We start from the raw sequence: 14,180 nt of genomic DNA, 5'->3' as shown, positions 1-14,180 counted from the left end.
ATTCTCGAAACCGTTGTGCCACAAAGGTTTGGGCGCGCATTGACAGCCGTGCGAAAAATAATGCAGGTGGAACTGCCAAAACGATGTGCGCAGTCAAGCCTGAAAAGCGCCATTTTGGCAATACAGCGTTCTCCTGAAGTGGAACAATGACAGATTCACTGGGTCTGCACCCTGTCGGCTGTGGATATTTCTGTGGATAATTTTTGAGGCGGGCGGTCGTGACCTTCTTCCGCTAAGCGACGGGCGCCCGAGCCGAAACGTTTACGGCAGATCGATCTAGGTGCCCTTGGTTGACTGTGGCCATCTTGGCTTGACTAGTCGTACTGACTTGCTGCTTCAACAGGCTCGCGGAACTGAACTAGCGCCTTTCTAGGGCGTAAGACCGCAGCCAACACCTGGCCGCTTGCCGCCTCTTCCGGAGATCGCGCCTACTCCATGAGCGCGCACCGAGCGTCCGCTTCCGGCCAGAAGCGGACGTCCAACGCCTGAATTAAGCCGAGCCGCTAAGCGGCTTCGGCTTGAATGATGGGATGCCCCTTTTCCCTAGTCATCACGCGGCTTCGATGAGCCAGGCCGATACTGAATCGGGACACGGCATCTTGAAGGGAGTCCATCCATCAATCTGCGCAAAGCGTCTTAGGGTGGACAGGGCGGCGCGCCCACCGTCACGTACATCTGACCGTCGTCCATTGGCCATGGGTGAATCCCGACAGACCAGAGCGCACGCTCCAGATGGCTTGTGAGCGCATACACGCCTTCAGTGGTGAAATTCTCAGGCACTTCGAAAAGCGTGCGCAGATCACCATGGAGTAGGCTCGACCATCTGCCTAGCTGCAGCGGTGCCAAGGCTGCCTGGATGGGTTCGTGCCCCCCCGCAGTGGCTCCAGAGCTGTGTGGGTCACCACTCGACTTTTTATGGCCATCGACGTGGCCACACCACTGCGCCACATGCTCGATGAGTGGGCCAACATAACTAAGTGCAGTTTCCAGCAGCTCGTTGACATCTTCGGAGGCTTGATACCTCACGTGCGCCTGTTGCAACGCCACGATGATGTCAGGGACATACCCTTTGATAAAAGCTGCATAGCGAGCGCTCGCCTCCGTATCGACGGAGGCCGTCGCACGTGAAATGTAGTACTGGCTCGGAACCGTGGAGATTGCGCGATGCAGGATGTGCGTGAATGGCCCGGCCGGGCATGTACCTTCACTATCCTGAAGGACATGCCTTTCACTGAGGCTCGCCGACACCAGCATCTTAGCCATGGTGTGAATTGAGGCGCGCTGCGCGTCAGGTCGGTCTGACAGCAAGCCTTGTGCGACCGGCCAGCCGAGCACGATGTGTTGTTTTTTAATGCCGTTTCGAGAAACGCTCACGCATCTACCCACGCCGACGCCGTCAGGCCGCGGGCTGCTTGTTTGCGCCGGCAGTCGGGGATCACCCATGTCCAGCTCCTGCAGCGTCTGGGCATAGTTCCGTGCGATCGTGATGCCATCGAGCATGTGAAGGGGAAAGACAGCGGAGAAATCCTCGACCGATTCCCGCACGGCCTTAGTCAGCAATACCGCATGCTCCTCGCCCAAATCGGCTGGCATGCTAAGTGTGTACTCACGCAGACGCGGTGCAGGCGGCGATGGCGATGGCGATGGCGCTACGCGCGGGAACGACGGTGGATGAACTGACGACTGAACGTCCTCCACAGCATCTTGCACCAAGTGGACCACGGCTTGGCCGGAACGTCGACCTAGTGCCCCGGATAGTTCTGGCATCGGCGATGCGGCGATGAAAAAATCATCGCTGCAGGCGGCGCAGATTTCACTGAGCTCGCCGGCGGAAACAGACACTCCCTCGCTGGCCGCCCCAATCAGCACACTGGAATCGTCCAGCGGAAGGATACATGCATCCAGGTCCTGGGTGCCAACTAGCAACAGGGGAGCCCAATCCATCTTGCTTGAACGCGCAACAGCGATGCAATCGGGCAAGATCACCGATTGCAGAGAAGCCTTAGTCCAGGCGAGCTTGGAAAGGGCGCTATCCCAAGCGCCAAAATTGCCTTCTGCCAGCGTGGCTTGGTGAGAGCGAGCGATGATCACGGGGAGTTGCCTGACAATTTCTGCTTGCACCCCACCGAACGTCCAGTCGAACTCCGGAATGAAATCTTCAAAGTTTTCACGAACATGATACGCAAGCGTGCGCTCCAGGAGCGCCGGGATAACGTCGTGGCCCTCTGCTTCCAAGCGCTCGACCACACCTGACGTTATGGCTCGCACTTGAGCAGTTGGAGTTGGGGCATCAACGTCTAGCAGTTTGCGAAGGCCAGCCGGGCTCCCCACGCTGTTGAGCATCGCTTGTGTAATCTTTTCGCCTGCGTCACCCAAGGCGGAGCGAATGTACGCGGTCCTGAGAACCAGATGAGTTACAAGTGCGCCGATCCGTTCGGCGTCGAGCTGATCCCCTGCCAGTGAGATGCGCGCATACTGCAGGTCCGACTGCACACGCGACTCCTGATCGGTAATTACGTCGTCCAGTGTGCGCTCGCCGTTCGTAGCAGCCCTTGAGTAGAAGTGCTCTCGAACGCCGACGTGGCTAATAGCTAGTTTGCGAGGAGGATTACCTCGGAAGTGCCACCAAGTGCATTCGCCATCACGTTCCTCTCGATCCGAGGCGAGAAAGCCTCGTTGAAGGAAGCGGGGAATGTAGTGCTGCCGTTTACCTGCCATGGTTGAAATCCTTATTCGTGCAGATCGCCCTTCGGTTGTCGCGCGGTACTCGCGTGGAAGCGTGCACCAAGCAAGGCTAGCGGTTCGCCAGGTGCCAAGGTAGATTGCTGAAAATTTTCCTCGGACCCATGGTCAGAGGACGATCATGCCCGTTCATTGCCAGCCACAGGTATAACTTACCTAGTAAGCAGGATTGTTCATATACACGCGCCTTGCGACGATGGAGGATGTTCGCGCGGATTTCGACAAGATCCGCGCTGACGAAGGAACAGGTTGAGCCTTAGCACGCCAGTCGACAGCTGTTCGCGATCGTCGAATCGTCCAGTGAATCGCACAGGGTTTCGTAGACGGTCGTCAGCCGTTTAGTGCGTACTGCCTGTCGAACTCTACTGGGGACAACCCGTCGTTGCGACCCACATGTGCCGCGCGTGCCATAGTGCAGCCATAGGTTGGTCATGTGCGTGCAATCCTTGCTCACCCCACCACGGCAGCAATGTCGCTGTTGCGTCATTGCCGACATGGTCTGTCCTTGCCATGCTCACTGCGACGTCTCCCTGCCTGTTGCTATCGGACAGGAGCGGACATATCGAACTGCATAGCCCGTCGATAAGAGTCGAGCAGCTATGTATGTGGACGCAGACGCGCTGAGCAGCTACTAGGCACCCAAGTTTGGACAAGACTTGAAGGGCAATAGGTCAGCTTCCGCCTGCGCAATCAAGACGCAGGCCGCGTTGTCCGCTTGAACCCGATTCGTTTCAGCCACCTCGGTTGGCGTCGCGAGCCGGCGCGTCCAATCGGGAAGCATCTCGCCGTCCGCGGAACTCCACCGAAGGGCCAGTCCGCTCGAGATAGGCAAGGTGAACCCCGAGCCGAGGTCGGGTGGAAACGGAGTGTCTCCCAACACGAAGGCCGTTCCGACCGGAGCGTCCAGGATCTCTACGCTGTGCCGCGCCAGTTGGAAGAAGACGCGCTCAATCGTTTGTGGATCGAGCGCGATCTGCGAGGGCAAGATTGGGTCGTTCGGAGGCCGGGTGAGCACATCGTCCATCTCCTCAAGTAACGCTTCCTCATCCCGTCCCCGAATGAAGTCGTAGGTACACGCAGCTTCCTCAGGCCCGACCCCATAGTTGCTCAAGCTGACCTGATCTCACTCAGAGACTGATTGAACGCGTCAGCCAGCGCGACAGCGAGCTCTTTCGACCTGCGGTGGCCCATGTTCAAGGTGTCCGGATGTCGACAAGCGCTGAAGGCCACGAACCATCGAAGGAAGATCTGGTCCTCTACCGAGCCCACTGCACCTAGCGTGTCCAAATTCGAGAACGCCTTCGCTGCCCTGGCCTCGAAGTGACCCGCCGCACGCTCCAACGCATTGGAGGGGCGCCCCCCCGCGTCATAGATCGTGTAGAGCCAATCCTGACTCATTAACTTCTTCGGGCCGACCTTCTTCGTGCGGTTGTCTTGTAGGGACCAGACTTCTCCATTTCCGGGCCCGAATCGTCGCTGCCAGAACTGGGGCACGTAGTGTTGGTTCCGGGTTTCGAGCGGATCGTGATCGTTAGCGGGAGCTATGGCCTATCTTACCTTCGAGCTCAGACGACAGTATCTGCTATGGGTGGATAGCGGACTCTAGCATTTTCGGTCGCGCGGCCTCGCGCCGGCACGTCTGCTTTCGGCCAGTAACGGATATTGGGGGCAATGCAGATGCGGCAGTCCCTTCTAGCACCTAGCTCGTTGGTTGCCGCCTACTTCAACGCCTCTCTCCATGCTAGGCAACGGGTACGACGCTCAAAGTCTGTTCCTGGATACTGGGTGATCGCAATGATGTTCTCCGCCGGAACAGGTTCTGTCGAGTAATCCTCATAGTTCCCGACCTCAGGATGCTCAAGCAATCCAGCGGTCTGAAGATCCACTTGGCAAACCAAATCCACAAGCCTTTGGACTGCGCGCAAACCGGATATTGGCACCCAAGCATCGATAACCGTGGGCCTTCCCAGGCTCTGCAACACGGGCGCAATTTTCCCGTCATTCGCAAGCGCCCAGTACATGGCTTCTCCGCCCCAGTTTCGCAGAAGAGGACCAATCGCCGACTCGTCTGGCAAGTCACTCGAGAATCCGAACCAGAGTTGTCGCCTACGATTCCGTTGACCCGCAACGTTGCCGGCTTGCAATCGAGCTGCCACCTCATTTGTCAACTCATCCGCTGCATGCGCAGCGTCGATTCGCTTTAATAGAAGGTCTTCAGACAGCACTTGAAGCCCTTCGTTAAGGATTTTATGAACCTCAGTGTCAAGCAATCGCGTGCAGTGCCACCCACGCAGAGCGTAGCGTCGTAGCTCAGGGGTCAAAAACTCGTGTAGCCGGTCGTAGGTGCCGGCCCTTCCGGGACGTTCATTGAACCAAGGCTCAGACCACTGGCGCGAAGCGATCAGTGTCGAGCGCAAATGTTCGGACCAAGTGTCGGGCCTGTCAGGATCAAACGAAAGGATTTGCATAGTTCTTTGGCCATTGCACGAGACAAAAATGGCGATCTGCGCTACAGCTTCAACGGCTTGGTTTGATTAGGCCGCCAAGGGGCCGCATTGGGTCGATAGCGCCCTACGGCCAGAAGCGGGCGCCGCCTGCAAAACAAGCGGTACTTTTTGATCCGGTATGGGTGAAGGTTTACTCCCATCAGATGTGCAGGCCGTGAGCGAATCCAGCTCACCCAAAGGGATTCCGGCCAGGATCTGCCGGATCTGCACTGACCATTGCCAAAGGCTCGACGGGGACCGCTGCAGCCCGCTACGGATCTTGGTCGAATGCGAATCTCGGAGGGCATAGGTTTCGCTTCGGACGGCCGGTGGAGTCATTGGCCATCAACTTCGCGAGTAGCTCCGTGCACGCCCCGTTCGGCAGCGCTCGACAGGAGATCCGCGTCAATCTGAAGGTGGAGGCGGGTAGCGACGTCATGTGGCGCCAACGGCAGCAGCATGTCAGTCGAGCGGGGCCTGACTGCTTCTTTGAGATGACGGACCTGTGGTGGATTTTTCAGGTATGGACCGAGTTTGGCGGAAGCATCTGCCGAAGAGCTATAGAATCTTTCCGACATGCTCGACTCAATTGCCCCAGTTGGTGAAATATCAGCCATCCACATCATGGATCCTTCGAAGAACATCTCCAAGATGCGCAGGTCCACAACGGGTACGCCATCGATGGTCTCCCCGGCCCCGATAGCGTGGTTCAACACGACCACAGGCAAAATGTCGGCGCCGGCCGGAATAATAACGCCCAGCTCTTTTGCTCTTCGCCTCAGCTCGTCTGGCGCTGAGCGGGCTGCATCAGCTTTCCGGGCTACTTGCGTTACCGCGTCCAGTACCTTTTCTCGATGATTGCGCCGATCCACCGGTGAGACCGGCTGCAGAAAGCACTTGGCCTCCCCAATCAGCAGTGCGTTGCCAACCACAATAAGCAGATCGACTTCTTCTTTTCGACCATGAGGCGGCGAGAATTCGAAAGAAGAGCTGCAGATGGCGGACACCTCCGCGAGTGCGGATTCCTCGATCTTCGCGTTGATGGATGACCTAGCAAATTCTTCGAACGCAGTTCCCCGCACATCTAGCGGGAAGCCGATGTTCCTAAGCCAAACGTCCATAAGCCACCGGAAGTTCGGATGGATCAAAGTGTGGCAGCAGATGGCAACACTGTTGCTATCGAGTTTGACCAACGGCGCAGCCCAGAGGCCTCCTGATTGTGAGTCGGGCGAATTACCCTTGGGGCGCCGATAGGTCAGGAACTCAATGAGCTCATCTGCTTCATCGCCCGATATCGCAAGGCCCTCCTGTAACGCAAGGACAAGGTCAACTCTGGACACAGGCGGAGCCATGGCGGCCCAATCGACACAGAACACACCTTCGTTCCTTTCCTTCTGCAGCTGCTGCTTCGCAGGTCGCGCAATGGACTCTGCCAGTGTTCCCAATAGGAGATAGGCCTCCAGAACGCGATCTACGTTCAACTTCAAACCTTGCGGTGCCTGCTCCACAACGATCTTCTGATAGTACTTAGGCACCATCGATCGTACGGCTCTGAAGTGCGCAGCTGTTTCTGATCCTCCCGGAGAAAAATCCAGCTGGACGCGACCGTCAAGGCCAACGCTGCCCTCCAGTTGGCGAGTGCTCGGTAGAGCGATGTTCCCTGAAGCGATCAGGTCCTTGATCGCGAGATAGTTGATGTTGTGAGCTTGCGTGGTCGTCATGAAGTGGCGGTGATCAGCAACAACTTTCGACGCCTCCCTGTCCATATCGGTCGGGCCAAAGGCGTATGTGGGTTGCGATCTCAGCTGTCGAGTGTCATTCCAGATGACGTCTAACCAGAGGTCTTCGACACAAACGTAGGCGTTGGCGATCTTGAAGTCGCGTACAATGTAATTCCACGGCAGATCTGCTATGGGCTGAAGTGACTCGGCGTTCAATGCGGGGCACATCCGGAGCAGTGCTTCAGTCACGTCGACCGCGACTTCGCAGACCTCATCCGCTGTGTAGGATCCGCCTGGGAGCTCCATCTTCTGAGTGGCAATCTGATCGGTCGACAGGCCCGTGTCAGCAGTCAACTGAATCGCACTTTCTAGAGCGATCACATGCGCGAGAAGACACTCGCGATTGCAGAGCGCGACAAAAGCGTGTGTCCTGAGCCCGGGGGAAAGGTCTTTTCGGGTAATGAATGCAAGCTTCTCTCGGAGCGCCCCAAGAGATTGATGAATAGTCAAGCCAATGGTGACGACTTCGAGGTCATCAAGAGTACAGTCATCCTGGGTACCTCTACTCAACCACACCTTGAGATCGAACTGCCTGGTGGTCGGCCCTGCCAATAGCTTGTTTCGTACATCCTGCACAATAGCCATCTCAGCCGTAACTCCATTTCCGGTGAATCATGGTACCGCGCACAGTGCGAGAATTTCGGGGCGGCCACCACGCCGAGTACGTTGCGATACCAGTCCATTCCTCCGATGGTTACGGCGCTTCACTCGAACAGCCCCCACTGGTGGTGGACAGAAGCCGACTTGCGCTTGCGCTGCTCTAAGCTCTGGCATCTATTGATCGGCTGGCGAGGACAGCAAGACGATGCGCGTGGACAAGCAGTTTCGGCTCTAACTCGGCTAAGGGAGTTCTATAGCACGAGAATGGACCCCAGGGCCCTAAGTTTCATGGCTGCGCCTTTCTTCGGCGCTTTCGTCGCTGCCTTCGGAGGCGCTCTGCCTCGTATCTGCAGTTTTGACGGTGGGCAACCCAAACAGCAAGAGCCGTCAAGGCGACACAATAGAAGATAACGATGCCCGCAAATAGGCTCATTTGCTGAAAAGTAGTCCAAGACTCGAAAGGGTCCATCGCGGCATCCTGATCAAGAGGTAAAACTCAAGCGAAAGAGGACTCTACTTCAGCCATCTCCAACATCATCGGTTCTAGCTTAGCTCTTGATCGAGCGGAAATGTGCACCTTCGTTGATCCGGCTGCGGCGCAACCGGCGGGCTTCTGCGGGCTCTATAGATGCAGTATGCGGTCAGCGTAGCTGCATTGCTGAGATCGGCAATTGAGCGCTATAGATCGCGCTTGAAACAGTTGAGCGCGTCGTTTTTCAGGTAGCTTCAGTGAATCGACCATCCGATCAGAGATGGAGTAGGCTCGGTGTGTGGCCATCGGGCTTCGCCATTCAGCCCTGCCAAGCAGGGTGAGCAGAAGAACAGTGTGCAGCGGTCCCTTATCCGAGCGCGGATTTGTTCCCATAGTTTGTGTAGGTGATCGCTCCCATAGTTTGTGCAATCGGCAGGAACTATGGGGACATGGCTACGTCCTCGAACGGCACCTGCTCGATGCTGGATGTGGAGATGCACTGCTGGGTGTAGGGAGCCCGGCAAGGCTGGCGCTTGAATTCTGCCGTCAGGCGCCCAGCGCCCGGGAGGCCGTACTTTCCGCGCTTGCAGATGTACGACAAGCCGTACCCGGTGCCGAGCTGATCGAAGTCAGTCCCGATCTGGTTGGGCTGACGGATGTCGCTGATCTGCTGGGCATGTCACGGCAGAACATGCGCAAGTTGCTGCTCGCGCACCCGCAGACGTTTCCGGCACCGGTGCACGAAGGCAGCGCGTCGATCTGGCATCTGGCCGATATTCTTTCGTGGATGCAGGCGCGCGGCAGCCAGAAGGTCAGCAGCGAGCTGGCGGAGCTCGCTGCTGCGGCGCTGCAGATCAATGTAGCGAAGGAGCAGGAACGGCTGGTTCAGCATCCCGGCTGAGGGTCGCTGCGCGACAGGCCGTTACAGTTGCACACGCTCCCACCAGCGCGTACCAGCGGTCGGTGATTGCATGTCCAGTGCCTCGCCCATCATCGGCGTGGCCACCGGCACGTTCTTTGTGGCAGCCAATGCGCTGATGCGTTCGAACGGTTGCTGCCACTCGTGCAGGGCCAGGTCGAAGGTGCCGTTGTGGATCGGCAGCAGCCACTTGCCACGCAGGTCCAGGTGCGCCTGCAGGGTCTGTTCGGGCTGCATGTGCACGAACGCCCACCGTTGATCGTAGGCACCGGTTTCGATCATCGTCAGGTCGAACGGACCGTACTTCTCGCCGATGGCCTTGAAGCCGTCGAAGTAGCCGGTGTCGCCGCTGAAGAAGATGCGGAAGTTGCCGTCCTGGATCACCCACGACGACCACAGGCTGCGATCGCTGTCACCCAGGCCGCGGCCGGAGAAATGCTGGCCGGGGGTTGCGGTCAGGCGCAGGCCAGCGGCTTCGGTGGACTGCCACCAGTCCAGTTGCTCGACCTTGGCTGCATCCACGCCCCAGGCAATCAGCTGGTCGCCCACACCCAGCGGTGCGATGAAGCGCGCGGTCTTGCCGGCCAGCTTCATTACCGCCGCGTGGTCGAGGTGGTCGTAGTGGTTGTGCGAGAGGATGACGCCGGCGATCGGCGGCAGTTCGTCGATGCTGATCGGCGGCGCATGGAAGCGTGCCGGGCCCATCCATTGCACCGGTGAGGCGCGTTCGGAGAACACCGGATCGGTCAACCAGTACTGGCCGCGCAGCTTCAGCAGGATCGTCGAATGCCCCAGCCGGAACAGGCTGCGGTCGGGCGCCGCGTCCAGGGTGGCGCGGTCCAGCGCCTGCACCGGGATGGGGTGGTCGGGCACGGTGCCCTTGGGCTTGTTGAACAGGAAGGTCCACCAGATCTCCAGGCCATCACGCAGGCCCATTGCCGGTTTCGGCACGGCATTGCGGAACTTGCCTTCGCGGTACTGCGGCGAATCGGGGAAGTCGGGGAGGGACCAGGATTTGCAGAAGGTATAAGCGGTCACGGCGAGGATTCCGAGCAGGAGGACAAGGAGCAGGCGCTTCATGGGTGACGTCCGCAGGGTACACTGCACAGTGTAGTTTCCGGATTTCAGAAAGTACACTGCTGGGTGTAAAATGGTGGCATCCGTTCAGCTGTCTGGTTCCGCCATGCCCCGTACCCCGCAACGCCTTACCGACCGCAAGCGCGAGGCCATCGTCCGCGCGGCGGTGGAAGAGTTCCGTTCGGCCGGCTACGAGGCGACCAGCATGGACCGCATCGCGGCGGTGGCTGGTGTCTCCAAGCGCACCGTCTACAACCACTTCCCGAGCAAGGAAGAACTGTTCGCGCTGATCCTGGAAGAGCTGTGGCAGAGCAGCGTGGCCAGCGTCGAGCTGCCGTACCGCGCCGACCAGCCGCTGGATGTGCAGCTGCTGCAGCTGCTGCGGCAGAAGCTGGACCTACTGGGTGATGCCAACTTCATCGATCTGGCGCGGGTGGCGATGGCCGAGATCATCCATTCACCCGAGCGCGCGCAGGCGATCGTCTGCCGCATGGGCGAGAAGGAGAGCGGCGTCAGCGCATGGATCCGTGCGGCGATTGCCGATGGGCGGCTGCGCCAGGTCGATCCGGAATTCGCCGGCCATCAGCTGCAGGGCCTGGTGAAGAGCTTCGCGTTCTGGCCGCAGGTGACGATGGGCCAGGCGCCGCTGGCGCAGGCCGAACGCTCGCGCGTGGCCGAGTCGGCGGTGGCGATGTTCCTGGGCTTCTACGCGGTGTAAGCCGGCGGCTGCACGTCAGTGCGCGCCCAGCTGCCTGAGATAGGCGCAGAACATATCCGCGACCGCATCGGCATAGACGCGCATCTCGGCGGCAGTGCGCGGTTCACTGGAAAATTCGCGACCGGTGGCACCCAGCGTGGTATCGATCAGATCCACCGCCAGCTGGCGCGTGCCCGCCGAGGCCTGCGGCAGCAGCTCGGCCATGAACACGAGCATCGCTTCGTCGGTCTCGCTGCGTGCTTCCTGCGCTTCCGGCGCATCGCGGTACAGCGGCGCGGCATCGTTCAACGCGCCACGGGTCTGCGCTTCTTCGCATTCCGACACGATGAAGGCATGCACCAACGTGCGCAGGCGCTGCAGGTGCGGTTGTCGTGTGTCCTGCAGGATGTCGCGCAGCATCGCGCCGGTCTGCTGCCACTCGTCGCGCTGCAGGCGGAACAGGATCGCCGCCTTGTTGGGAAAGTACTGGTACAGCGAGCCGACGCTGACGCCAGCGCGTTCGGCCACCCGCGCGGTGGTGAACCGGGGGGCGCCTTCGTGCTTCAGAACCTGAGCAGCGGCTTCGAGAATGGCCGCGACCAGGTCGTTCGATCGTGACTGGCGAGGCTGTTTTCTCGAGGAAATCTGCGGCGGACGACGTTCGGACATGGGGCTTTTCCAATGCGAATAGGCGGAGCCGGGGATCGTCCGTATTCTTGATTGCGACGAATCATTCGCATTCTAACCCCGTCATCGCAAGGAACACCCGCCCATGTCCACCCTGATCTCGACCCCGGTCGCGCCCCTGCTGGCACGCCTGTTTACCGAAGCCGACAGCGCGCTCAGCCCGGCCTTGACCTCCGTCTCCCCCGAAGAGCGGCAGCGCCTGCTGGGCAGCCGCACCGAATACCGGCGCCTGTATGGCGAGCTGCTGAAGGACCTGTGGCTGCCGGTGTCGCCGGACACCGGCCGCCTGCTGTACCTGCTGGCGCGCAGCAGTGGCGCGCGCAGCATCGTTGAGTTCGGGACGTCGTTCGGCATCTCCAGCATCCATCTGGCTGCGGCGTTGCGTGACAACGGCGGCGGCCGCCTGATCACCACCGAGTTCGAGCCGGAGAAGGCGCGCCGTGCCGCCGGCCACCTGCGTGAAGCGGGCCTGGACGATCTGGTCGAGATCCGCGTGGGCGACGCACTGGAGACCCTGGCGGTGGACCTGCCCGATACGATCGACCTGGTGCTGCTCGATGGTGCCAAGGTGCTGTACGACGATGTGCTGGAGCTGCTGCACGAGCGGCTGCGCCCGGGCGCAGTGGTGATCGCCGACAACGCCGATGACAGCCCGCGCTACCAGCAGCGCATGCGCTCGGGCAATGCGGGCTATCTGTCCGTGCCCTTCGCCGACGATGTGGAGCTGTCGATGCGGCTGGCCTGAAGGCCGCTCAGGCCAGCTGCCGGAACTGCTCCGGTGGCAGGGCCCGTGCATACAGATAACCCTGGCCCACATCCACCCCCAGCGCACGCAGCAGCTGCTCCTGCGCCGGGGTCTCGGTGCCTTCGGCAACGACGATGGCACCGCAGCGGTGGGCTACTTCAACGATGAAGCGGACGATGGACTGCGACTTGGCATCGGACAGCGTGGCGATCAATGCCCGCTCGATCTTGACCTCGGCCACCGACAGCTGCGACAGCAGGATCAGGGTCGAATAGCCGGCGCCGAAGTCGTCCAGTGACAGGCTCATGCCAGCGGCCAGCAGAACGACGACGTTGGCATCGACGACGTCGCGCTCGACGATTTCGGTCCATTCGACGATCTCCAGCCGCAGCATCGCGCCGGGTATGCGTTGCTGCTCCAGCAAGGTGCACAGGCGTGCGCCGAAACCGGGTTGGCGCAGCGATTCGGCGGACACGTTCACTGCGATCGTCAGCGTATGCCCGTCATCCCTGCAGTGGCCAAGGAAGGCGGTGGCCGCCTGCAGCGTGGCCCATTCCAGTTCGGCCAGGCGTCCGCGACGGCGCAGCAGCGAAACCACCCGCATCGGTGCAATCAGGTGGCCATCGCCATCGCGCATCCGCAGCAGCGCCTCGGCGCCGACCAGGTGGCGGTCCTGCAGGCGGAACTTGGGCTGGTAGTACAGTGGTGCATCGGCGTGCTGCAGCCAGTGGTCCAGCGCGGTCTCGATCAGGGCATCCACTTCGCTGTCGCGCTGGATCGGATCATCGAAGAACACCACACCGGACTCGATCGCGTTCAAGGCCAGAGTGACCGCGCGGAACGGGATGGAGCTGTCGTCCTGCGTGGGCGGCTGCAGCTCGACCACCGCGCAGCGGAACACCGGGCGGAAGCCCGGCCAGTCATCGCCGATCACCGTGGACAGGCGGTCGGCCAACGCAGGCAGTTCGGTATCCGCGCGGAGATCGGCAAGGCTAGCATCCAGCAGCAGGATCGCCAGCGCGCTGTCACCGAACTGATAGATCTCCATCGCATCGGTCGGTCGCGCATGCAGCAGGGTGCGGCGCACGGCCTCGGCGTTGTGCGGGTTCCACAGGCCACTGTCATTGAGCGGGCCATAGCGCAGCAGCAGGTCCTGCAGGTTGCCCATCTCGGTCACGATCAGGCACGCATTGCCGCGGTCGTCGCTGCTGCGCCAATGACGCTGCAGACGCTCGTCGAGGGCGCGCAGGTTGGGCAGGCCGCTCACCGGGTCGATGCGCATCCACGCATGTTCGCGTTGGCGCTGGGCATCGATCTGCGCATCGTTGTAGACCAGCGCGAATACGGCCACCAGCACCAGCAGTGACACCGGCAGGGCCAGCACGCGCTGGGTGGCCAGTTCCAGCAGGGGCAGCTGCGCGCTGCCGATGATCGCCACGCCCAACACCAGCCCGATCAAGGTCACCGCGATGCGCACCGCCCAGGCCTGCAGGATCAACCGCAGCGAGAAGTGGGTGAGCATGCGCGGGTATATCCGCCCGCGCAGCCAGATGCCTGCCAGCACCTGCAGCGCCGCTTCCAGGCTGGCGGGCAGGAAATACTGCGTGCCGGAGAACTGGTAGCGCGCCAGCAGGCTGGCCAGCAGGCAGGTCACGCCGCCGCGCCAGCCGCCCAGCAGACCGCTGATCAGCAGGATGTCGATGCCGAGGTTGAGCTTGACCACGCCCTGCGCGTAGCCGGCCACGAACCATGAATTGAACAGGTAGATCAGGCCGAGGATCGCGCCGATGTAGACGCGGCGTCCTTCAATGGCATGGCCGCCGCGGCGGGTGGCGATCAGGAACACGCCGATCATGCCGATCACCGCAGTGGCCTGCAGCAGGTACAGCGGCAGGCTGGGCAGGGCGCTGTCCAGAACCCGGGTCGAGAGCCTCGATAGCGCATCGATAGCCATAGCCGGTCCTGTGTGCGGCC

At 60.6% G+C, this 14,180-nt stretch carries 9 protein-coding genes; 3 read left to right on the top strand and 6 right to left on the bottom strand.

From position 1 onward, the window contains the following. Positions 1-636: 636 nt before the first annotated feature. The 3 genes from M2299_RS12430 to M2299_RS12420 all read right to left on the bottom strand — a co-directional run bounded on the left by M2299_RS12430 (position 637) and on the right by M2299_RS12420 (position 7,594). The gene (locus M2299_RS12430) at positions 637-2,718 is read right to left on the bottom strand and encodes a hypothetical protein (RefSeq protein WP_280884447.1); all 2,082 of its coding nucleotides are present in this window, start codon (positions 2,716-2,718) and stop codon (positions 637-639) included. A gap of 655 nt (positions 2,719-3,373) precedes the next feature. Beyond that, on the bottom strand, positions 3,374-3,766 hold the full coding sequence (locus M2299_RS12425) for a hypothetical protein (RefSeq protein WP_280884446.1): 393 nt from the start codon (positions 3,764-3,766) through the stop codon (positions 3,374-3,376). Between the two features lie 1,797 nt (positions 3,767-5,563). Beyond that, entirely contained in the window at positions 5,564-7,594 is a 2,031-nt protein-coding gene (locus tag M2299_RS12420; protein ID WP_280884445.1) for a hypothetical protein, read from the bottom strand. Positions 7,595-8,502: 908 nt separating this feature from the next. On the opposite strand from M2299_RS12420, the gene M2299_RS20660 reads away from it, so the two are divergent. After that, a complete protein-coding gene (locus tag M2299_RS20660) occupies positions 8,503-8,982 on the top strand; it encodes a DNA-binding protein (RefSeq protein ID WP_345782462.1) in 480 nt (159 codons plus the stop codon). A gap of 21 nt (positions 8,983-9,003) precedes the next feature. On the opposite strand, the gene M2299_RS12410 is transcribed toward M2299_RS20660, so the two are convergent. Beyond that, entirely contained in the window at positions 9,004-10,080 is a 1,077-nt protein-coding gene (locus M2299_RS12410; RefSeq protein WP_280884443.1) for an MBL fold metallo-hydrolase, read from the bottom strand. A gap of 103 nt (positions 10,081-10,183) precedes the next feature. On the opposite strand from M2299_RS12410, the gene M2299_RS12405 reads away from it, so the two are divergent. Then, positions 10,184-10,795: a TetR/AcrR family transcriptional regulator gene (locus M2299_RS12405; RefSeq protein ID WP_280884442.1), complete on the top strand. Its 612-nt coding sequence runs from the start codon at positions 10,184-10,186 to the stop codon at positions 10,793-10,795. Positions 10,796-10,810: 15 nt separating this feature from the next. On the opposite strand, the gene M2299_RS12400 is transcribed toward M2299_RS12405, so the two are convergent. Then, positions 10,811-11,443, bottom strand: coding sequence for a TetR family transcriptional regulator (locus M2299_RS12400; protein ID WP_025874904.1), 633 nt, complete (start codon positions 11,441-11,443; stop codon positions 10,811-10,813). Between the two features lie 103 nt (positions 11,444-11,546). Between M2299_RS12400 and M2299_RS12395 the strand changes: the two genes are divergently transcribed. Then, complete coding sequence (locus tag M2299_RS12395; protein ID WP_280884441.1) at positions 11,547-12,206, top strand: O-methyltransferase; 660 nt, start codon at positions 11,547-11,549, stop codon at positions 12,204-12,206. A gap of 7 nt (positions 12,207-12,213) precedes the next feature. Here M2299_RS12395 and M2299_RS12390 read toward each other — a convergent pair whose 3' ends face one another. Beyond that, the gene (locus tag M2299_RS12390; protein WP_345782463.1) at positions 12,214-14,154 is read right to left on the bottom strand and encodes an EAL domain-containing protein; all 1,941 of its coding nucleotides are present in this window, start codon (positions 14,152-14,154) and stop codon (positions 12,214-12,216) included. Between the last annotated feature and the right edge of the window lie 26 nt (positions 14,155-14,180).

Origin of the sequence: Stenotrophomonas sp. 1278 (assembly GCF_029892765.1) — a bacterium.
GTDB classification, from domain to species: Bacteria; Pseudomonadota; Gammaproteobacteria; order Xanthomonadales; family Xanthomonadaceae; genus Stenotrophomonas; species Stenotrophomonas indicatrix.
This window is presented reverse-complemented; position numbering and strand designations above follow the sequence as displayed.